The 21,395-nt window shown below is 63.0% G+C and carries 18 protein-coding genes; 6 read left to right on the top strand and 12 right to left on the bottom strand.

What is annotated here, in order from left to right:
• Positions 1 to 78: 78 nt before the first annotated feature.
• The 8 genes from HWY05_RS16580 to gspG all read right to left on the bottom strand — a co-directional run bounded on the left by HWY05_RS16580 (position 79) and on the right by gspG (position 6,622).
• Complete coding sequence (locus HWY05_RS16580) at positions 79 to 858, bottom strand: type II secretion system protein N (protein ID WP_035554273.1); 780 nt, start codon at positions 856 to 858, stop codon at positions 79 to 81.
• A 28-nt stretch (positions 859 to 886) separates the two neighbouring features.
• On the bottom strand, positions 887 to 1,390 hold the full coding sequence (locus HWY05_RS16575; protein ID WP_176058954.1) for a type II secretion system protein M: 504 nt from the start codon (positions 1,388 to 1,390) through the stop codon (positions 887 to 889).
• On the bottom strand, positions 1,387 to 2,796 hold the full coding sequence (gene gspL / locus HWY05_RS16570) for a type II secretion system protein GspL (RefSeq protein WP_035554277.1): 1,410 nt from the start codon (positions 2,794 to 2,796) through the stop codon (positions 1,387 to 1,389). Before gspL ends, HWY05_RS16575 begins: the two co-directional genes overlap by 4 nt.
• A gap of 28 nt (positions 2,797 to 2,824) precedes the next feature.
• The gene (gene gspK / locus HWY05_RS16565) at positions 2,825 to 3,865 is read right to left on the bottom strand and encodes a type II secretion system minor pseudopilin GspK (RefSeq protein ID WP_244146642.1); all 1,041 of its coding nucleotides are present in this window, start codon (positions 3,863 to 3,865) and stop codon (positions 2,825 to 2,827) included.
• A 715-nt stretch (positions 3,866 to 4,580) separates the two neighbouring features.
• Complete coding sequence (locus HWY05_RS16560) at positions 4,581 to 5,258, bottom strand: prepilin-type N-terminal cleavage/methylation domain-containing protein (RefSeq protein ID WP_035554279.1); 678 nt, start codon at positions 5,256 to 5,258, stop codon at positions 4,581 to 4,583.
• On the bottom strand, positions 5,236 to 5,631 hold the full coding sequence (gene gspI, locus HWY05_RS16555; RefSeq protein ID WP_231584990.1) for a type II secretion system minor pseudopilin GspI: 396 nt from the start codon (positions 5,629 to 5,631) through the stop codon (positions 5,236 to 5,238). Before gspI ends, HWY05_RS16560 begins: the two co-directional genes overlap by 23 nt.
• A 22-nt stretch (positions 5,632 to 5,653) precedes the next feature.
• Positions 5,654 to 6,133, bottom strand: a complete 480-nt coding sequence (locus HWY05_RS16550; protein ID WP_035554284.1) for a GspH/FimT family pseudopilin — start codon at positions 6,131 to 6,133, stop codon at positions 5,654 to 5,656.
• Positions 6,134 to 6,157: 24 nt separating this feature from the next.
• Positions 6,158 to 6,622 (bottom strand): type II secretion system major pseudopilin GspG, encoded by a 465-nt coding sequence (gspG, locus tag HWY05_RS16545; RefSeq protein WP_035554286.1) that lies wholly within the window; start codon positions 6,620 to 6,622, stop codon positions 6,158 to 6,160.
• 182 nt (positions 6,623 to 6,804) lie between these two features.
• Here gspG and HWY05_RS16540 point away from each other — a divergent pair, with 182 nt between their 5' ends.
• On the top strand, positions 6,805 to 7,218 hold the full coding sequence (locus tag HWY05_RS16540; protein ID WP_035562549.1) for a type II secretion system protein N: 414 nt from the start codon (positions 6,805 to 6,807) through the stop codon (positions 7,216 to 7,218).
• 151 nt (positions 7,219 to 7,369) lie between these two features.
• Here HWY05_RS16540 and gspF read toward each other — a convergent pair whose 3' ends face one another.
• From gspF to gspD, 3 genes are read right to left on the bottom strand one after another with little or no spacing between them, the layout of a single operon-like run.
• The gene (gene gspF / locus HWY05_RS16535) at positions 7,370 to 8,587 is read right to left on the bottom strand and encodes a type II secretion system inner membrane protein GspF (protein ID WP_035554287.1); all 1,218 of its coding nucleotides are present in this window, start codon (positions 8,585 to 8,587) and stop codon (positions 7,370 to 7,372) included.
• Positions 8,588 to 8,591: 4 nt separating this feature from the next.
• The gene (gene gspE / locus HWY05_RS16530) at positions 8,592 to 10,142 is read right to left on the bottom strand and encodes a type II secretion system ATPase GspE (RefSeq protein ID WP_035554288.1); all 1,551 of its coding nucleotides are present in this window, start codon (positions 10,140 to 10,142) and stop codon (positions 8,592 to 8,594) included.
• The gene (gspD, locus tag HWY05_RS16525; RefSeq protein ID WP_176058953.1) at positions 10,139 to 12,505 is read right to left on the bottom strand and encodes a type II secretion system secretin GspD; all 2,367 of its coding nucleotides are present in this window, start codon (positions 12,503 to 12,505) and stop codon (positions 10,139 to 10,141) included. The genes gspE and gspD overlap by 4 nt, the downstream gene beginning before the upstream one ends.
• Positions 12,506 to 13,018: 513 nt before the next feature.
• Here gspD and HWY05_RS16520 point away from each other — a divergent pair.
• Together HWY05_RS16520 and HWY05_RS16515 are read left to right on the top strand one after the other, a co-directional pair.
• Entirely contained in the window at positions 13,019 to 13,465 is a 447-nt protein-coding gene (locus HWY05_RS16520; RefSeq protein ID WP_176058952.1) for a lytic transglycosylase domain-containing protein, read from the top strand.
• Positions 13,466 to 13,751: 286 nt separating this feature from the next.
• Positions 13,752 to 15,095 (top strand): GTP-binding protein, encoded by a 1,344-nt coding sequence (locus tag HWY05_RS16515; protein ID WP_176058951.1) that lies wholly within the window; start codon positions 13,752 to 13,754, stop codon positions 15,093 to 15,095.
• A 128-nt stretch (positions 15,096 to 15,223) separates the two neighbouring features.
• Here the strand turns inward: HWY05_RS16515 and HWY05_RS16510 are convergent, their stop codons facing one another.
• Positions 15,224 to 15,502 carry an HU family DNA-binding protein gene (locus tag HWY05_RS16510; RefSeq protein ID WP_006050811.1) on the bottom strand — a complete coding sequence of 93 codons (279 nt, stop codon included), beginning with the start codon at positions 15,500 to 15,502 and terminating at the stop codon, positions 15,224 to 15,226.
• Between the two features lie 413 nt (positions 15,503 to 15,915).
• On the opposite strand from HWY05_RS16510, the gene mnmC reads away from it, so the two are divergent.
• From mnmC to HWY05_RS16495, 3 genes are all read left to right on the top strand, one after another.
• The gene (gene mnmC / locus HWY05_RS16505; RefSeq protein ID WP_176058950.1) at positions 15,916 to 17,934 is read left to right on the top strand and encodes a bifunctional tRNA (5-methylaminomethyl-2-thiouridine)(34)-methyltransferase MnmD/FAD-dependent 5-carboxymethylaminomethyl-2-thiouridine(34) oxidoreductase MnmC; all 2,019 of its coding nucleotides are present in this window, start codon (positions 15,916 to 15,918) and stop codon (positions 17,932 to 17,934) included.
• Between the two features lie 867 nt (positions 17,935 to 18,801).
• Positions 18,802 to 20,007, top strand: coding sequence for a cation:proton antiporter (locus HWY05_RS16500; RefSeq protein WP_035554294.1), 1,206 nt, complete (start codon positions 18,802 to 18,804; stop codon positions 20,005 to 20,007).
• Positions 20,008 to 20,119: 112 nt separating this feature from the next.
• Positions 20,120 to 21,235, top strand: a complete 1,116-nt coding sequence (locus HWY05_RS16495) for a YbdK family carboxylate-amine ligase (protein WP_035554296.1) — start codon at positions 20,120 to 20,122, stop codon at positions 21,233 to 21,235.
• The last annotated feature ends 160 nt before the right edge of the window (positions 21,236 to 21,395 follow it).

The following is a 21,395-nucleotide window of genomic DNA, read 5'->3' as shown; positions in this document are numbered from 1 at the left end:
GTGCGCAAAAACAAAGCGCGTTCGCTAAGCGCCCGCCAGCCGCCCGCCAGCCGCCCGCTTACCCGTCCGACATGCCAATCAATGCGCAAACGTCAGCGCCACCGTATCCGGACCGCTCGGCCGTCCCAGTAGATTCAGCAGTCCCGCGAGGTTATCGCGCGCTTCGGGCGCGGCGCTCGCCGTGCCATGAAACTCCGTCGATGCCGCCGACACCGTGCCGTTCCCCGACAGCATCAACGGCCCCTTGATGGTCGTCAGATCGAGCGTCGACGACGCGCCCTGCGCCTGAAACACCACCCGGTACGACCCCAGCGGCCTGACCAGCGAAACGCGCGAACTGGCGTCGGTGAGCATGATCGTCATCTGACCGAACGCTTCGTGATTGAAGCGACGCCAGTCAGACCACGACAGTTGCACATCGCCCTGCAAATCGAGCGTATTGAACGGCGCGCCCAGACCGCTCAGCAACGAAGCCGGCACGGCGATCGTGCCGGGCGTCACCGTGGCGGTGCGCAGCGTGGCGTCGACGGTGATCGGCTCCGGCATCGCCTCGCTGTGCCGCATGGTCATCCGCACACGGCCGGTGAAGAGCGGCCAGAACGCCGTCTGCCATTCGATCCGTCCGGGCAGCAGGGTCGCCGCGCTCGTATCGGCGCCGGCGGCCAGCATCAGCGTGGCCGAACCGTGCCACAGCGAGCCCGCCGGGTTGACGAGATTGACGTGACCGCCGGTCTGTCTGGCGAATTGCGGGGTGATCCAGGCGGCCGGCAACAGCGTGAGCATCACAGCCGCGGCCGACAACACCGCAACCACGAGCCAGGGTAGCGCGACGCGTAGGCGCCGCATCCAGTAAGTCATGCGAGAAAATCCTGTGACGACGCCGCGATCATTTCGCGGTGGACGGCTGCAACGACGCCGTCAGATCCACCTGGCCATCGTCCTTCAACGCGGTCACGTGCGCTTCGGCGACTTGCACCTTGAACTGCTTGCGCGCGTCGTCGACCCAGCTCGTCCACGCCGGAAACGACGCGTTCTTCATCTGGATCTGCACGGCATTGCCGATCACCTGCACCTGCGTCGCGGCAAGACCGTGATCGGTGAGCGACGCGGCGAGCGCATCCTTCAGCGCGGCGCCGGTCGGCGCGACACCTTGCGCGGCCGCCGACAACGTACGCGCCTCGTTCGACTGCGCGGTCATCGAAGCGAGTTGCCGTTGCAGGCTGGGCAGCGATTCCTTCAGATGCGCGCGGCCCTCCTGCGCCGGCGCCCACAGCACCGACCATGCGATCACCACCGCGAGGACGGCGCTGCCCCACGCCAGGATGGTCTTTTCGCGCTCGGAGCGCTGGTCCCAGAATCCGGCCCATGTTTGAGCGAGTTCAGCTTTCATTGTCCGTTCCTGATGGTCCACTTGCCGGTGTTGCTGTCGATCTCGCCAGTCAGGCCGTTGCGCGCGAGGCGCTTGGCGAAGTCCGGATCGAGTTTCACCTCGGGTTTGAAGGTCACGTCGAGGCGACGGTCGTGATAATCGAGCGCGGCGATGCCGTTGACCGGCACCGGCGCCAGCGAGCGCGCGAGGCCGTCGGCGAGCGACAGGAAGTCGTCCGGCGACAGCTCACCCGCCGCCACGCGCAGTTGCTGCAATTGGCGCGACATCTGATCGGGCGCGTCGAGCACGACGGTCGTCTTCGGGAAGGTGTTGAGCAGCAGCTCAGTCATCTGCGTGTTGATCGCGTCGCGCTGGTGCGCGAGCATCAGCCACTGCACGTTCATGCCGACAATCGCCACGACCAGCGCGCCGACGCCGAGCAGCACCGGCAACCGCAGACGGCGTAGCGTCGCGCGGTCGAGCCGCCACGGCTGCGACGCGAACTCGAATTGGCACAGGTCGAAGCGGCATTCCAGCGCGCGCCGCGCCAGTTGCTCGAACGGCAGCGGACTCGCTCCGTGGATGTGCGCGGCCAACCGCGCCGGGCTTTTTGCAGCGAGGCTGGGCTCATTGCCCGGCAGTTCGGTCAGCATGTACAGCGAGACGGGCGCCGCACCCGCGAGCGCGGCGAGTGTCGCGTTAACGGCGGTGGCCGGCACCGCCAGCCCTTCGCCTTGTACGCCGCGAGCAATGGCCAGTTCGACGCGCGGCACGCCGCTGTCGACCACGCTTTCGAGCAGCAGCGCGGGCGCGGTCTGGACCACCGCGCCGAGCACCGTCGCCACCATCGGCATGACGGACGCCACGCCGGGCGCGACCACCGGCGCGACGCCCGGCAGCGACGTCGCCACCTGAGCAGCGCCGCCCACGCCGGGTTCACCTGCGCTGACCAGTTCGGCGACTTCAGCGGGCACATCGGGCGAGACGGCTTGCGGCAGGCAGCGCGTGACCGGCACGGCGCGCAGGCTGCGGTGTCCGGCGGCCGAGAAGGCTTCGCAGATAAAGCGGAACCAGCCACGGTCGATGATCGCGAGCATCTGCTTACCGCCCGCGAGCGGTTTCGGGTCGACGGCGATATGACAGGTTTGCGGGTCCTGGATCAGTTGATCCTCGACGATATTCGGCAGGGCCTGACGCAGCTTCGGACCGCGCAGCGGCGGCAGCGTGGTCGGCATCATCAGCAGATCGCGGGCGGCGACCATCAGCACCGTCGACGACGCGCGCGGCAGCAGCGCGAGCGACGAGCGTCCGGCGCGCTGGGTGCGGCCTGACTTGTCGAGCAGCACGAACGGCAGCTCCGGCAGTTGCCATTCCTGCGATGGCACCGCCGGATCACGCGGCGGGAGTAGGACGATCAGCGTGCTCAAAGGCCACTCTCTCTGGGAAAGGCGTTATTCATAGTTGGTCTTGTACTCGCACGATACGCGTAGTGTGAGTCAATGGATCGCGATAGACGAGGGTGGTGCGATCGACTTCCGCGCGTTCATGCTGCACGCGGCCGTGGATCAGGAAATAGCTGGTGTTGACGTCGAGCTGATTCGGGTCGATTGAGGCTTGCTGGGCGCCGGCGCCTTGCAGCGCGAGCATCACATCGCTGGCGTTATGGAAGAACACGGTTTGCCGACGTGCGACGAATGCTTGCGCGGACGACAGGCTCATGCCCGGCACGATGGCCGCGACCACTTCCGCCGAGGCGGTGTTCATGTTGACCGCCGAGACGGTGGGCAGCACGGTGACGAACGGGCGCAGGCGCGCGACGGTTTCCGGCGTGTAGCCGGGGATATCGAGCAGCGAGTCGACGCTGGTTAATTGCAGCGGGGCTTGCGCGGAGTTGTCGTTGCTGTCTTCCATACCGGGTTTGTCGGTGAACGTACCGCCGGTGGTGCCGCCTTGCGGTGTTGGCGTCGGTGCTGTGCCGTTGGTTGACGTGATCGTCTGGAAGCGGGTCGCCGATTGGCCCAGGCTTGCGCGGACTTGCAGGGCGGTTGCTTTGGCTAGCTGGCCGCTTATGCCTAGCGAGACCAATAGGCGCTGGTAGGAGGCGATTTGCTCCACGTTCAGTTGCATGACGCCTGGGGCCGGGCTTGAGACCAGGTTTCGCAGATTGAACTTGGATTGGGCGTCTTCTATCGAGCCTGACAGGTAGGTTTCGGCGCCCTGGGCGGAGCGGGCTTCGCCGATCTGGCCTAAGAAATCCGATAGGCGCGTTTTGGCGATGGGGACGCCCCATAGGCCGCCCAGGTACGTTATGCCCGCTGAGGTGTCGCCTTCTGAGCGCAGGATCAGGCGTGTCCAGTCCAGCGCGCCTCGCGAGACCCATTGGGCCTGGGACAGCAGGCGCTGGTTTTCTATCCGGCGGATTTGGACTTGCTGGCGCCAGAGCATGCCGGAGACCAGGATCGCTGATAGCGCGACCACTAGCAGGGCGCTGATTATGGCTACGCCGGTTTCGTGGTTTTTTCTGGTTAGGCTTTTGTTGTTGTTGTTGGCCTTTCCTTGTTTTCGCGGTGGTCTATTGGCGTTCCCCCTGTGCGGGGGGGCACCTACTTTTCTTTGCCTGCCGCAAAGAAAAGTAGGCAAAAGAAAGCGGCTCACACCGCTAACTCTTAAGTGGGCCCCGTGGTCCACCACCGGCAGTGGTGCATCTGGAATCCGTGCCCCCGCACACTCCGCGCTCGTGACAAAGCCGTCATTCATCCCGTCTTGCACTGCGTGCTCGTCGGAACGGCTAACCAGGAACCCCCTCGGGTTTGTTGGCGTGTTGGGGGGGCCGTCGGCTTCGCCTTGGCGTGGAGCGAAAGCACCCTGCTGGTTTTCGGAGCTGGCGGTCGGCGCGCGTAGCGGCGCTGGAGCTGATGATGGCTTTGTCACGAGCGCGGAGTGTGCGGGGGCACGGATTCCAGATGAGCCACTGGCGTGGCTGCGCGAGGGACCCGCTTCAGAATTAGCGGTGTGAGCCGCTTTCTTTTGCCTACTTTTCTTTGCGGCAGGCAAAGAAAAGTAGGTGCCCCCCCGCACAGGGGGAACGCCAATAGACCACCGCGAAAACAAGGAAAGGCCAACACAATCAGAACAACGACAAAAACAAAACCCCCGTCCAGAAGAACGAAAACCCGAAGAGCGTCGCGGAGACAAAAAACAGAACCTCATTTCATTCTCCGACGAGAAAAACGCGCGTCACTGGCCGCGCCAGCGAAGTAGCCCCAATACTGACCTCAAGCCCGGTAACCGACCGCGGCAGCGGCGCACTCCCCAACTGGGGAACCTTCAAATTGTTATCCGCCTCGGTAATCGCATTCTGCACATCGCCCATCTGGGTAGTCCAGCCAACCTTAGGCACATACAACCGCGCATTGATCGCCCCAACCCCACCCATCAAAGGCACAGCACTCCACCCATCGCCTTCACCACCGCGCAACGCGCGCCGCAAATCCCCAGCATTCCCCAACGGCGGCGACGCATACCGAATCACGCGTCCATTGGAAATCCGATACCGCACCACCTGCAACCGCGGCGCCGTCCCGGGCAACATCAACTGCCGCACAACCTGCAATACATTGCCCGACACCGACACCGCCGCCTGACCCGCTTCGTCGTCCGACGCGGCCTGACGCACGTCGATCCGCATCTGATCGAACAGCTGCGCAAACACGCGCTCGTCTTCCATCGCGTTCGTAATGGTCTGCCGGCCACGAATGATCTGGTCAAGCCCGCGCCACGACAGCACGGCAATCACCGCCAGGATCGCAATCGCGACCATCAGCTCGATCAGCGTGAAGCCACGCCCGCCCGATCGGCGGCGGCGCTCAGAGCGAACGGTTCGTTTCATTCGCGACCACCGTCACCATCTGGGCAAGATTGCCTCTACCGCCAGGCGTCGTCACCATCACTTCCACCCGACGAAACACCGGATTCGGCGTCGCCGTCACACGCTCAGTACAGATCAACTGCAAATTACCCTGCGAACAATCGAAACTCGTCGAACCGACATTCGGCCAGCCATGCGTCAAATGCAATTGCGCCAACGTGTTGTCCGCGCTCCAGCCAGCCAGCAAACGCTTGTGCAAATCGGCCTCGCCAGTCGCCAGACTGCCCACGGCGCGCAACGACGCGGCCAATGCCACCGCGATGATCGCCAGCGCCACCAGCACCTCGATCATCGTAAAGCCGCGCTGCGCGCGGTCGACCTTCTCGTGAGCCATCCTGCTCCTGCAACGACGCATCTCAGTGCACCTCGTAGCGGCCATTGCCGGTGCCGACGATCGTCGCGCGCCCCGCCGCCGAAAACAGCGTGATCTGCACAGGCACGTCGATCGCCTCGGTGCCGAACACCACCCGGCTCGGTTGCGTATCCGAACCGGGATAGTTGATCGACACACCCGTCACGCCGCCTTCCCAACGGCGCGGTCCAAGCAGATCGTCGCGCAGCGGACGCCAGCCGTCTTCGGTGCGCAGATCGAAACGGAAACCGCCGTCCACCGGCTGCCATGCAACCGGTCGTGCGCGCACCTGCGCTTCATCGCCGGCCGACTCGAACAGCAGCGCGAGACGTTGCGCTTCCTCGTTCAGATCGGTGCGCGGATTGCGCGTGATCGTCAGCGCGGTCAACGACACCAGCAAGCCCGCGATCACCAGCACCACCAGCATTTCCAGCAGCGTAAAACCCGCGGTGCGGCGGCGGCCGTTCGGCAGTGGACCTCGCATGAAAATCTTCTCTACGCCGACGGATTACTGCCACGACCCGACGTCGGCATCATTGCCTTCGCCGCCTGGCTTGCCGTCCGCGCCATAGCTGAACACGTCGATCTCGCCATGCACGCCCGGATTCAGATACTGATAGGCATTGCCCCACGGATCGTTCGGCAGACGTTCAAGATAACCACCGTCCTTCCAGTTGTTCGGCACCGGGTCCGTGCTCGGCTTTTCGATCAGCGCGCGCAGACCTTGCTCCTGGGTCGGATAACGGCCGTTGTCGAGGCGGTAAAGCTTCATGGCCTGCATCACGGTGCCGATGTCCTGCTTCGCGGCAACACGCCGCGCTTCATCCGGACGACTCATGATCTTCGGTACGATCAATGCCGCCAGAATGCCCAGAATCGCGATCACGACCATGATTTCAATCAGCGTGAATCCACGTTGACGACGGCTGCGCGAACCCGCGATTTCAGTACGGCGAGTGGTCGACAGTTGCATAGCTTGCTACCTCTTATCAGGTGGAATTTTTTTGACGGGGCGGGATCCGCGTGTCAGCAATCAGGCTGCCATTGAACACGCCCGGCCGGTCATTTTAATGTTACGCAGTTGAAGGGTTGTCAGAAAACACCGAGACACTTTCCACCAACGCAATTTTCACAATAGTCCGTACAATGATGCGCATGAACGCTATCCAAATCCGCCTTCTGTCGCTCGCACTGTTCGCCGTGTTTTGCGCGACGGTGACCTACTGGGTCATCACGCTCAGCACGTTGTCCGGTGCGCCGTTGCCCGCTGCCGCCGCGCACGCGCAGGTCTCGACCGACCAGGCCGCCACACTGTTCGGCGGACAGCTCACGCGCAACGCCAATCAGGACGTGCATCTGTTCGGCATCCTCGCTTTGACGGAAGGCGCCGCGGCCATCGTCAGCGTCGGCGGCGAACCGCCGCACGCGGTGTCGCTCGGTAGCACGCTGATGCAAGGTGCCACGCTCGGCGAAGTCCGCGCCCGCTCGATCATCATCAACCGCAATGGCGCGCATTCCGAAGTATTTCTGCCGGCCAATCCTGCAGGTCCCACGATCTACGTGCGCTGAAGCGAAACGCATCAAATTGCCGCTTCGTTTCAGTTGACGCTTCATCTGATCGCGCGGCCGCCGCAACGGTGGCCGCCGTGCTGAGCTCTACAGCGAGGCCGCGAGCCCCGTCACGCAACCTCCGCCGCTGCGCAATCCAGACTCCCCAGCCTTACTGCACCAGGTTGTTCAACTCGATGATCGGCAGCATCACCGCCAGCACGATCACCAGCACCACGCCCCCCATCGCCAGAATCAGCAACGGTTCGAGCAGGCTCGTCAGGAACATCGTGCGACGCTCCAGTTCGCTCGCTTCGCCTTCGGCCGCGCGGTCGAGCATGGTCGTCACGTCGCCGGTTGCTTCGCCCGAACGGATCAGGTGAACCAGCACCGGCGGAAACGTCTTCGTATTGCCGAGCGCGCGCGACAGCGACGTGCCTTCGCGCACCCGCACGATCGCATCGTCGATGTTCTCGCGCATCGCGTTGTTGCTGAGCGTTTCGGCCGCCGCTTGCAGCGCGCGCAGAATCGGCACGCCCGCCGCGGTCAGAATGCCTAGCGTGCTGGCAAAGCGCACGGTGTTATAGCCGCGCACGAGTTTGCCGAGCAGCGGCGCGGTCAACAGCCAGCGGTCGAATGCGAGACGCGGGCCGGGCTGCCTCAAAATCGAGCGCACCAGATACGCGAGCACCAACACGCCGATCAGCATCGCCCACCACCAGTGCCGCACGAACCCGGACAACGCCATCATCATGATGGTGAGAATCGGCAGTTGTTGTTTGGTGCTGGCGAACACGTTCACCACCTGCGGCACCACGTAGCTCAACAGAAACGTGACGATGCCGAACGCGATAATCGTGACGATGCCCGGATACGTGAACGCGAGCACGATCTTCTGCTTGAGCGAGTTGCGTTGCTCGATGTAGTCGGCGAGCCGCGACAGCACGAGACCGAGCTTGCCGGTGTGTTCACCGGCCGCGACCAGCGCGCGATAGATCTCGGGAAAATCTTTCGGATGCTGCGTCAGCGCATTGGCGAGCGAATGACCGCCGAGCACTTCCGCGCGAATCGACGCCATCAGCTCGCGAATGTAGTCGCGTTCCGATTGCTCGGTCAGCACGGCGAGCGCTTCGTCGAGCGGCAGCCCGGCGATCAGCAGACTCGCGAGTTGCCGCGTGAGGATTGCCTGTTCGCGCTGCGACAAACGCCGGCCGAGCGACAGCCGCTGATTGCGTTCGCCACGCGTGCGCGACGCCGCCGGTTCGACGACGAGCGGCGTCAGTCCCTGCGAGCGCAGATTGGTTCGCGCGCCGCGCGCGCTGTCGGCGTCGAGCACGCCTTTTTGCGCCTTGCCCGCCGCGTCGATTGCTTCGAAACGAAATGCCGGCATGCGCTTACGCTCCGCCCGTTACGCGGATCACTTCTTCGAGTGACGTCAGCCCCGATTCGAGCCAACGGTCCGCGTCCTCGCGCAGCGTACGCATACCTTGCGCGCGGCCTGCCGTGAGAATTTCCGAATCGGCCGCGTTGCGGTGAACCAGCGAGCGGATCCCGTCGTCGATCAGCAGCAGTTCGTACACGCCGCGCCGTCCCGCATAACCGGACTGCCCGCACTTGTCGCAACCCACCGGATGCCAGCGCACGCTGCCGTCTTCTTCGGTACGCTCTTCGCGACACACCGGACACAGGCGCCGCACCAGCCGCTGCGCGAGCACGCCGAGCAGCGACGACGCCAGCAGATACGGTTCGACACCCATGTCGGTCAAACGCGTTACGGCAGATGCCGCGTCGTTCGTGTGCAAGGTGGCGAGCACCAGGTGGCCCGTCAACGAGGCCTGCACCGCGATCTGCGCGGTTTCGAGGTCGCGGATTTCACCGATCATGATGACGTCCGGGTCCTGCCGCAGAATCGAGCGCAGCGCTCGTGCGAAGGTCATGCCGATCCGCTCGTTGACCTGCGTCTGGCCGATGCCGGACAGGTCGTATTCGATCGGGTCTTCGACCGTCATGATGTTGGTGGTCGCCGTTTCGAGCCGCGACATCGCGGCATACAGCGTGGTCGTCTTACCCGAACCGGTCGGGCCGGTCACCAGCACGATGCCGTGCGGCTTGCCGATCAGCTTGTCGAATTTGACCAGCGTGTCACGGCCCATGCCGAGCGCTTCGAGGTTCAGGCGCGACGCGTCTTTTTCCAGCAGACGCAGCACCGCGCGTTCGCCGTGACCTGTCGGCAACGTCGAGACCCGCACATCGACCGGACGACCGCCCACGCGCAGCGTGATCCGGCCATCTTGCGGCAGACGCTTTTCGGCGATATCGAGCTGCGCCATGATCTTGATCCGCGAGATCAGCGCGCCGTGCAGCGCTTTCTTCGGCCGCACGACGTCGCGCAGCGTGCCGTCCACCCGAAAGCGCACCACCGACGAAGTCTCGAACGGCTCGATGTGAATATCCGATGCCTGTTCACGCGCCGCTTGCGTCAGCAGCGCGTTGATCATGCGGATGATCGGCGCGTCGTCTTCCGATTCGAGCAGATCCTCGACCTCGGGAATGTCTTGCATCAGGCGCGACAGATCGACTTCGCCTTCCACTTCGCCGACCACTTGCGCAGCGCTGCCGTCCTGGCGCGCATACGCCTGGTTGATCGCCTGCGCGAGTTCATCGGCGGACAAACGCACGACCGAGACCGCGCCGAAGTTGCGTGTCACTTCGGCGAGCGCGGCTTCGCTGGTGCGTTCGCTGATCCAGACTTCGAGGCTGTCGGGATGCTGGTGCGCCACCAGAATCTGGCCGCTGCGCGCGAAGCCGTACGGCACGAGGCGTGCGGCGAGCGGCGAGGGCGCGCCGCGTTCGACGGGTTCAGCCGCGCCACCGCCCGGCATCGCCGACGCTTGAGTCGACGCAGCAGTACGCGACGCTGACGGCGGCGTGGACGGCGTGCTCACGGCTGCACTCCAGGCGCTGCGGTCGACGGCGTCGGGCTGCTTTGCACCGCGCCGTTGTTCGACGGCACCGGGTTGGTCTGCACCGCACCACCATTCGCCGGCGGGGGCAGATTGAGCGGCGGACGCGTCATCTGCTGGCGACGCATCTGGTCGAGATCGAACAGATTCATGGCCGGCGCCACACCCTGACTCGGGCCGAGCGGCATCGGCGGCATGACCGGATCGTCGTTGTCCTTGATCAGCCGGTTATCCGACTTGTATGCGCCTTGCACACCCTGGATGTAGTCGTAACGGTTCGACGTCACGGCCTGCGCGGTGCTGCGATCGTTGATGATCACGGGGCGCAGGAACACCATCAGGTTGGTCTTGTTGCGGGTCTTCTGCTCCGAACGGAACAGCTGGCCGATCCACGGAATATCGCCGAGCAGCGGCACCTTGCTGTTGCTGACCTGGTAGTTGTCCTGCATCAAGCCGCCGAGCACGATGATCTCGCCGTTGTCGGCGAGCACCGTCGACTGGATCGAACGCTTGGTGAATTCCGGGCCGGCCGGATTGGTCGTGACGTTGGTCGTGCCGTTCACGATCGCCGAGTCTTCGGTGTAGAGCTGCAGCTTGAGAATGCCGCCGTCGGTAATCTGCGGCTTGACGTGCAGCGTCAGGCCCACGTCGACACGGTCGTAGGTATTGAACGCCGAGCTCGCCGTGGAACTCGTGAGGTTCGAATACGAACCGGTCTGGATCGGCACGTTCGTCCCGACGACGATCTTCGCTTCTTCGTTGTCGAGCGTAATCAGGTTAGGCGTGGACAACACGTTCGCGTCGGCGGTCTGCGACAGCGCCTGCAGCAGCGCTCCCAATCCCTGCACACCGAAAATGTTGCGGATCCAGCCAACGTTGAGGCCCTGCTGAAGCCCGCCCTGGCTTGCGAGCGCGCCAGCGAGTCCGCCGGTCCCCGCGGTCGCTGCGGCCACCGCCGCGGCCCCCGTCAGGTTGACGATGCTGTTGCCGGTGCCGCCCGTCGTCAGGTTCGTGCCCGCATAGATCGAACTGTTCGCCACTTGCCACTGAATACCGAGATTCGCGTTCGTGTTCGAGTTCAGCTCGACGATCAGCGCTTCGATATAAACCTGCGCGCGCCGTGCATCGAGCTGGTCGATCACCGCACGCAGATTGCGGTACACCGGCTCGGCTGCCGTGATGATCAGCGAGTTCGATGCAGCGTCGGCCTGAATCATGCCGCCGGGCTGATTGTCGTCGCCCTTGTCCTTGTCGCCGCCGAGCAGGCCGGCAGCACCGGCGCCGCCGTTCGAGCCATAACCGCCCGAACCGCCGCCGCCCAACGACGACGAACCCAGCGAGCCACCGCCGCCAAGTCCGCCCGAGGGCAACGGCGGTGTACCGGAGCCGCCTGTCGAATTGTTGCCTAAGCCACCGCCACCGCCGCCACTGCCGTTCTGGTTGAACGAATTGGCTTCGTTCGAGCTGGCCGACGAACCCGTGTCACCCTTGCCGAGCATGCCGCGCAAGGTCTTCGCGAGCTTGGTCGCGTCCGCGTTGCGCAGCGGCACGACGTGGATGTTGCCGGGCATCGAGGTCGGTGCGTCGAGTTCTTTCGCCAGCGTCTTCGCGGCCGCGAGACGCGCGCCGTTCGACGCGCGGATTAGCAGCGAGTTGGTGCGCGGGTCGGCGGTAATTTGCACCTTCAGCGTCGCATCAGTACTGCCGATCGCGCCGGGGTCGAGCATCTTGGTCAGTTGCTGCGCGATATCGAGCGCATTCGCGTTCTTCAGTGGCACGACCGACACCGACTGGCCCGCCGCCGTATCCACACCCGCGATGATCTGCGCGATGCGGCGTACGTTGTCGGCGTAGTCGGTGACGACGATCGTATTGTTGGCCGGGTAAGCGGCCACGGTGTTGTTCGGCGAGATCAGCGGACGCAGCACCGGCAGCAGGTTGTTGGCCGATTCGTTCTTCAGCACGAACACCTGCGTGATCACCTGATCGCCCCGCGCGACCGGCGTATTGCCGACGTAGGTCGGCACGCCTTGCAGCTTGGCGTCGGCCTCCGGTACGACCTTCAGTACGCCGTGGTCCTGGACCAGGGCGAAGCCCTGCATACGCAAAGCGGATTGCAAGGTCTTCAGTGCCTGTTCTTCAGGCACTGCATTTTCCGACACCAGGTTCAACTGCCCCTTCACACGCGGGTCGACGATGATCGTTTTACCGGTGGCCGCGCCGATCGCCTTGGCCACCTGGTCGATGTCAGCGTTCACGAAGTTCAGTGTCACCTGTGCCTGTGCTGTCTGCGCGGTGATCAAGCCAGCCACCAGCAGCGCCGTTGCGACGCGACGCAAAGCCATACGATTTATTCTCATGGAATGTGGTTTCGATGCCGGCAGCCAAAACTGCCGACGGTCACGCCGTGCGGACATGGGAACAGGCCGCCGCCCTATCGGTCTGCCAGGCCGCCTTGCGAACAGACTTCGCCCGCTTCGTCGGCCACCCTATGTCCGAAAAAAATGAACAGTAACAGTTTTTCATGTCGGATTTGTCACAAAACGAACGGCGCCGTGCGAATACTCTAAAGACCGTTTGTTGCCGTCAATCAAATGAAAGCTCGTGCGAGGTTGGGCGCGAATGACGCAGCGCCTTGTTTCCACATGCTTATGTCTGTTAGCTAACTTGACGCGAGTCTGCCTGTCGGTATGATACGAGCCGTTCGGGTCAGCGGTTGCGGCTTGCCGACGCGGGTTTTCCCCGATGCCGGACAAACGCCCGGCCAGTGCGGCTCGACGGCTGCAAGCGGCTGAAGTATGGCCGACGAACCGCCTTACCAAACCTTACTCTTGCGCTTTACTTAGTCGTCTTGACCGATGAAACGAATCTTCGTCACTGTCGTCGCAGGACTTGCCGTGCTGGTTGCAGCAGGGCAGGCGCGCGCCGATTGTTTCGACGAAGCGGCGAAGTATCAGAAGGTCAATCCGTTGATTCTGCGCGCCATTGCTTGGCAGGAGTCGCACAATCGGCCCGATGCCCAGCATAAGAACGCCAACGGCTCGATCGACTACGGCGTTATGCAGATCAACTCGATTCATCTGCCGGTGCTCGCGCAATACGGCATCTCGCAAGGCACGCTGATGGAGCCGTGCAAGAACGTCTACATCGCGGCGTGGCATCTGCGCCGTCAGATGAACAAGTACGGCAATACCTGGCAGGCAATCGGCGCGTACCACTCGGAAACGCCGGCGCTGCGCGATAAGTATGCGATGCAGATCGCCACGATCCTGCGCAAGTGGAATCTGATGCCGGCCGCACGTTAAGCGAGCGTGTCGGTTTTATTCGCTTTGGATCGTTACTCTTATATATAGACGATCTTTCGTCTGGCCGTTCGGTCATACGCTCCAACGTCGACTTAAGCACCAACTTCAGCCTCTGCGTCATTTCAGCCGTGTGCCGATCCGGCTCGCCAGGAGGGCTTCGCCCGTTTTGATGCACAATGCGGCTTCGTGCTGCCGTCGCGATGCGACCGCCAACGCGGTCATGGGTCACGCGGTCCTGCGACCCACGCCCGGCACGCCTTCCAATCCTCTTGTTTCCCGTACTGCGATGAACCAGCCGCTTTTGCCCGTCACCGTGCTCTCCGGTTTTCTGGGCGCCGGCAAGACCACGCTCCTGAATCACATTCTCGCGAATAGCGCCGGCTTGCGCGTCGCCGTGATCGTCAACGATCTGGCCGCCGTCAATATCGATGCCACCCTCGTGCGCGACGCCGCGGCGCTCTCGCATGTCGAGGAGCAACTGGTCGAACTGTCGAACGGCTGCATCTGCTGCACGCTGCGCGACGACCTGCTGAAAGAGATCAAGCGCCTTGCCGGCGAACAGCGTTTCGACGCGATCCTGATCGAATCGACCGGCGTAGCCGAGCCCATGCCGATCGCCGAGACCTTTACCTTCGTCGACGACGACGGCGCGTCGCTCTCCGACGTCGCGCGGCTCGATACGATGGTGACCGTGGTCGACGCGTTCAACTTCCTGCGCGACTACGGTTCCGCCGACGCGCTCGCCGAGCGCGGCATTGCCGCGACCGAAGAAGACGATCGCACGCTGGTCGAGTTGCTGATCGAGCAGATCGAGTTCTGCGACGTGCTGGTCGTGAACAAGGCCGACCTCGTCAGCGCCGACGAGCTCACGCGTTTGCAACGCATCCTCGCCCGCATCAACCCGCGCGCGGTGCAGGTGGTTAGCCGCTTCGGCGAAGTGCCGCTCGTGGAAGTGCTGAACACCGGCCGCTTCGATTTCGACGAAGCGTCGAGCGCGCCGGGCTGGCTGGCGTCGCTGAATCACGAACATGATCACGAGCACGGTCATGCGCATCACGGTGAAGCGGACGAATTCGGCATCGGCAATTTCATTTACCGGGCGCGTCGGCCGTTTCATCCGGAACGTCTGTGGGCGCTGCTGCATCAGGAGTGGAAGGGCGTTCTGCGCAGCAAAGGCTTCTTCTGGCTGGCCACGCGTAACGATATCGCCGGTTCGCTGTCGCAGGCCGGCGGCGCTTGCCGGCATGGTCCGGCGGGGATGTGGTGGGCAGCGCAGGACCGCAGCGAATGGCCGGACGGTGACGACGAGCTGGCGGCTGAAATCGCCGCCGACTGGCATGGCGATCCGGACGATATGAGCATCGGCGACCGTCGCCAGGAACTGGTGATGATCGGCGTCGGTATCGAACCGGCGGTGTGGAAGGCGAAGTTCGACGCCTGCCTGCTGACCGATGACGAATACGCGTTGGGACCGCAAGCGTGGCAGCAGTTCACGGATCCGTTCCCGGCATGGGACTTCGACGAAGATGATCATGATCACGATCATCATGGCCACGGGCATGATCACGGTCACGACCACCACGACCATGATCATGACGGTCACGGCGAAATCATCCACCGCCACGACTAGCCAGACTTGACTGACCGCGCCTGAAGGTTGAACCGCGACACACGTCGCCGTTCAACCCGCTGCTGCAAAACCAGCAGACGAAAAAAAACCCGCCGTTGGCGGGTGTCAACTGCCGGGCAGTAATCTGCTTAGCGCTTGTTGACTGCGTCCTTGAACGCCTTACCAGCCGTGAACTTGACGGTCTTGGCGGCCGGGATCTTGATAGTCTCGCCGGTCTTGGGGTTACGACCCGTACGTGCTGCGCGCTTGCCCGAACCGAAGCTACCGAAGCCGATCAACTGGACCGCGTCGCCCTTCGACACAGACTTCTTGATCACTTCAAGCAACGTGTCCAGCGTTTCACCGGTTTGAGCCTTGCTGGCGCCCGTCTGTCCTGCGACGGCGTCGATCAGTTCCTGTTTGTTCATTAAGGTTCCTTTCTGAGTTTAGGTTGACACGAACAGCGCGAACGCGCCGATTATACGTGCGCGGGCCGCGCCGTCGAGCAGCTGCGGCTCCGGATCCCCTCCGGACCTGAACGCCCGGCAGATGACTGCCTGGCGGCCGTGCCGCCGCTCCCTTCGCGGCGCTTGCTATGATAGCGCAGCGCAAACCCAATCAGGATAAGGGTTTCGAAGATTTACGCGGTTCCGGGGCCGATATCGCAAGGAAACCGCAGTTTTTGCTGTCGGCGCCTCCCGCGGATGGCTGAAACCCAGTATGGACGGGGCTTGGCGTTGGATTTTGCCAACGTTCGGCGCGTCTTTTTCGCCGTCCGGCGAGCGGCCCGCGCGGACGGTAACGTTCGACCCGCTCTTGCGAGCGTCTAATTCCGTCCGGCATGACCGATTCGCTGATCCCCGCTGTCGTCGCTTTTCGCGATAACGGCTCGCTTTACTCACCGCTTTATAACGACATTTATCACAGCGTCGTGGGCGGTCTCGAACAATCTCAATACGTTTTTCTACGCGGTAATGCGTTGCCGGAACGATGGCAAAAACGCCGCGTTTTCACCGTGCTCGAAACCGGTTTCGGCATGGGCATCAACTTTCTGATGACGTGGGCCGCGTGGCGCGCCGATCCGGCGCGCTGCGAGCGGCTGCATTTCGTGTCGACCGAGAAGCATCCGTTCCTTCTGGACGACCTGCGCACCGTCTACGCCAAAACCATCTCCGACCCGACCATTAGCGCGCTGGCGGAAACGCTCGCCGACGCCTGGCCGATGCTGGTTCCGGGCACGCATCGGCTCGAATTCGACGAGGGCCGCGTCGTGCTCACGCTGGTGTTCGGCGACGCGCTCGAGAGCTTGCCGGCGTTGAGGCTACGCGCCGACGCGTTCTATCTCGACGGTTTCGCGCCGGCCAAGAACCCCGAACTCTGGACCCCGGCGATCTTCAAGTCGCTCGCGCGCCTGGCGGGCGAGGGCGCGACCTTCGCCACTTACAGTAGCGCCGGCGACATCAAACGCGCGTTGACGCAATGCGGCTTCGAGTACCGCAAGGTGGACGGCTTCGGCTGGAAACGGGCGATGCTGGTCGGCCATTTCGCGCCGCGCTGGCGCGTGCGGCGTTATGAACCGCCCGCGCCGCTTGCGGTGGAAGAACGGCACGCGGTGGTGATCGGCGCGGGGCTCGCGGGCTGCGCGGTGATCGAGCGGCTCGCGGCGCGCGGCTGGCGCGTGACGTCACTGGAGCGCCATGCGTCGGTGGCCCAAGACGCGTCGGGCAATCCCGCCGGCGTGTTCCATCCCATGATTTCCCGCGACGACAGCGTCGCGTCGCGCGTGACGCGCGCGGGCTTTCTATACACGCTCAGGCGCTGGGCCGCGCTGGAACGGCTCGGCCATCAACCGTTGCGCGGCGCGCGAGGCCTGTTGCAAATCGCCGCGGACGACGACGAAGCCCGCTCGATCGGCGACGCGATCGCCGCGTTCGGCTATCCGTCCGAGTACGTCACGCCCGTGTCGGCGCAAGACGCGCAAAAACTCGCCGGCATGCCGCTCGCGCGGGGCGGCTGGTTCTTTCCACACGGCGGCTGGATCGATCCGGCTTCGCTGTGCGCCGCACAATGCGCCGCGGCGGGCAACTTGCTTGAACGTCGCTTTGGCGTGGACGTCGCGCGAATCGAGTGGGATGGCGACCAATGGACCGTGTTCGACACGTCGGGGCAAGCGGTGGCACGCGCGCCGGTGGTGATCGTCGCCAGTGCGCACGATGCCGCGCGCATCGCCGGTTTGCGGCATGCGCCGACGCGCAGCATCCGCGGCCAATTGACCTTGCTGCCAGCCGGCGCGGTCGCGCCGCTGGCGCTGCCGGTGATCGGTGAAGGCTACGCGGTGCCGCTCGTCGACGGCGTCACGCTGACCGGCGCGACCTACGAACTGGACGATCCCGACACATCGCTGCGCGCGGACGGCCATCTGGAAAACCTCGAGCGCGTCGCGCAGATGCTGCCGGCGTTCTCGGGCGTTGCGTCGGCGACAGCGACGGCTCAAGCCTCACAAGCTGCTCAAGCCGGCCGAGCCGGACAGATGCCGTCGGCCGCGTTGGCCGGCCGCGTCGCCTTCCGCTGCGTCACCAGCGACCGCATGCCGATGATCGGCCAACTCGCCGACGAAACCCTCGCCACACGCGACGCCCAACGTCTGCGTGGCGCCTGGCCGCTCGACCTGCCGCGCACGGACGGCTTGTACGGCGCCTTCGCCTACGGTTCCCGCGGCCTGGTGTGGGCGGCGCTCGGCGCGGAACTGATCGCGTCGCAGCTCGAAGGCGAGCCGTGGCCAATCGAACGGGATCTGGCCGAGGACATCGATCCGGCTCGCTTCCTCCTGCGAGCATTGCGTCAGGGCACCGTGAGTTAACCGCGCGTCGAGCCGTGTGAACCGTGTTAACCCCGGTGGATAACTTATCCACCACACCCTGTGGATAAGCTTGCCGTTAACCGGCGAAACTCATGTGGAACCGTTGTGGACGTAAACGGGGTAACTTTGCCGCCGCCGGAAATCGCCAAAAGTTACCCCTGTATACCCGCCGCTCCCGCACAAGCTGTGCATCCGGTTATGCCGTCGGCAAGCTGATGATTCATTTCGGTAAACAGGAGTTATCCACAGAAACCGAGGCAGCTTGTTAACTGTTACTACGTATACATACGGTAAACCTGTAAACAGAAAGACCGAGGCGAGCTGGAAAGCGGTCGTCATCGGAAAGCCCGGCCAACCGCCCTCCAAACCGCCCCAAAATTTCCGGTTAACCTTCCCGAAAAACACATCTAGCTCCGTCAAACTGAACGTCCAGACGACCCAAGCTCATCTCAAAACGGTCGCTTTTTCCTCATGCTGCGAAGATAACGTACGTTTTTACCGTTTTGCCTGCATGTTCGCGCCTTTTCGGTCAACTCTGAAAAAGCTATGGCACAATCGCCGTTCTTTTCCGCGTCGTGCTTCGCCTCTAGCGGCACACGCAACAACGGAACGGTGCCGCTCAATCAGAATCTGATTCAAAGTCGCCGGCGTTCTTTCACCGTGCCGTGCCGGTTGCTACGGCCGCACTCAGGAATGCGCCGGGCTCCCAGCGGCTGCGGTGCATTCAGATCATCCGATCGTTGAAAAACTCGCAACGCGGGTCACGCGAAGCGGTCGCGACTGTGAGCGCTTCATGCGCTCGCCCGCTCGCCGGTGTTCGCGCCGGTTCGTGTCGCCTGCCGTTGCTGCCAAGGAGAACCCATCACGATGAAGTCGGCGTTTTCATTCTTTCCGGCCTGGCCTCTCGCACCCGACGCCATTTTTTGGGCGGGTCTCGCCTTGCTTGCCGCCGGCCTGTGCGGTGAACTGTGTTATCGCGCGTGGCGTCTGCCACGCATTTCCGGCTATGCGGTGATTGGTCTCGTCGCCGGCGCGGCCGGTTCGGGCGTGATCGATGCCGATTCCGCCAGCGCCGCGCGACCTTTGCTCGACGTCGCGCTCGGTTTGCTGTTGTTCGAACTCGGCAGCCGGCTCGATTTGCGCTGGATTCGCCGCAACCCGTGGCTGATCCTGTCGAGCGTGGCGGAAGCGACGCTGACGTTCGCGTTGGTATTGCCGGTTTTGCTGTTGCTGAACGTGCCGGTGATCGTGGCGACGGTGCTCGCCGCGATCGCGATGGCCACCTCGCCCGCGATGGTGATCCAGCTCAAAACGGAATTGCGCGCGGAAGGTCAGGTCACGCAACGCATGCTGACCTTGACCGCGTTGAATAGCATGTACGCCGTGGTGATCGAAAAGCTGGTGTCGAGCTGGTTGCATCAGGAGGCTTACGGCAATGTTTTCGCCACCATCCTGCAACCGCTGTATCTGCTGGTCGGCTCGCTCGTGCTCGCCTATCTGCTCGCGCGGACCTGCACGTTCTTTTATCGCCGTCTGAACATGCAGGACGAGCATTCGTTTGTCGCGCTGTTCGGCCTCGTGTTGCTGGCGATCGCGGTCGCGCATCTGTTCAAGCTCTCGACGATTCTGGCGCTGCTCGCGGCCGGCATCATCGTGAAAAATCATGAGGCGCGTCCGCAATTGTGGCCGGAGCATTTCGGTACCGCCGGCTGGTTGCTGACCGTGATTCTGTTCGTGCTGACGCTGACTTCGTTCGAATGGAAAGATATCGCGCTGGGCGGTGTGGCGGCATTGGGCCTGATCGTTGCGCGTCTGGTGGCAAAACTGGTCGGTGTGCTGGCTTTCGCGAAACCGAGCGGCTTGAACTGGAAGCAGGGCATAGCGCTCGGTTTATCGTTATCGCCCATGTCGGCGCTCGCGTATCTGCTGGTCGACGATACGTACAACCTGTATCCGAACTTCGATCCGCAACTGCGCGCAATCGTGATGTGTTCGATTTTCGTGCTGCAGATTCTCGGGCCGTGGCTCGTCTATCGCAGTCTCGCGATGGTGGCCGAGCGGCGTGAAGCGTAAGCGCTCGGCGCTGCTCGATGTTTCATCCGCCTGATTCGACTTACTCGAGTTATTCGATTCAAAAACGGCCGGGCAGGCGACAACTTCCCGGCCGACTGACACAGGGGACGCTATGTCACTCGAACCCTTCATCGATTCGAAACCGTTTACCTTCGGTGTCGAACTCGAGATGCAGATCGTCAACACGCACGACTATGATCTGACCAAAGCCGGCTCGGATCTGCTGCGCCTCATCAAGGACGAAAAAATTCCCGGCAACATCACGCCGGAAATTACCGAAAGCATGATCGAGCTGTCGACCGGCATCTGCACGACGCACGAGCAGGCCGTCACCGATTTGCGCAAGATTCGCGACACGCTGGTTTCCGCGGCGGATCATCTGAACGTCGGTTTGTGCGGCGGCGGCACGCACGCGTTCCAGCAATGGAGCGAACGGCAGATCGTCGATACGCCGCGCTTTCAGTACCTGTCCGAGTTGTACGGCTATCTGGCCAAGCAATTCACGGTGTTCGGCCAGCACGTGCATATCGGCTGTCCGGATCCGAACAGCGCGCTGTATCTGCTGCATTCCATGTCGCGCTTCATTCCGCATTTCATCGCGTTGTCGGCTTCGTCGCCGTTTGTGCAGGGCGTCGACACCGGCTTTCATTCGGCACGCCTGAATTCCGTGTTCGCGTTCCCCCTATCGGGCCGCGCGCCGTTCGTGCTGACGTGGGACAGCTTCGAGGAATATTTCTCGAAGATGGTCCACACGGGCGTGGTCAACAGCATGAAAGATTTCTACTGGGACATCCGGCCGAAGCCGGGTTTCGGCACGATCGAAGTACGCGTGATGGACACACCGCTATCGGTGGATCGCGCGGCGGCGATTGCCTGCTACATCCAGACGCTGGCGCGGCATTTGCTGCTCGACAAACCGATCACACCGCAGGAAGACGATTACCTCGTCTACACCTTCAATCGCTTCGAAGCGTGCCGCTTCGGTCTGGCCGGCACCTGCATCAATCCGCAAACCGGCGAACGCAAGACGATTTCCGAAGACATTCTCGAAACGCTCGATCTGATTGCACCGCACGCCGAAGCATTGGGTTCGGGTAATGCGCTTGCCGAGATCGGCGCGATCGCGCGCGGCCAGGTGAACGATGCGACCTGGGTGCGTGGCGTGTTCGAGAAAGAAAAATCCTTGCACGAAGCTGTCCGTCAGCAATGTCTGCAATGGCGAGCCTAGTCAGGATTAAAACGGATTACGTCAAACCGTAAGGAAACCCGCTTCGTGCGGGTTTTTTTATGTAATTTATTTTTCCAGCCGGACGTGTCTTAGGTTTTTATAAAGTTAACGTATACCAAAGTAGTAGTAGTTAACAAGCATCGCCCAGGCCTGTGGACAA

Source organism: Paraburkholderia sp. BCC1876 (assembly GCF_902833695.1).
GTDB lineage: Bacteria > Pseudomonadota > Gammaproteobacteria > Burkholderiales > Burkholderiaceae > Paraburkholderia.
The sequence above is the reverse complement of the archived record's forward strand: the minus strand, read 5'-3'. Positions and strand labels throughout refer to the sequence as shown.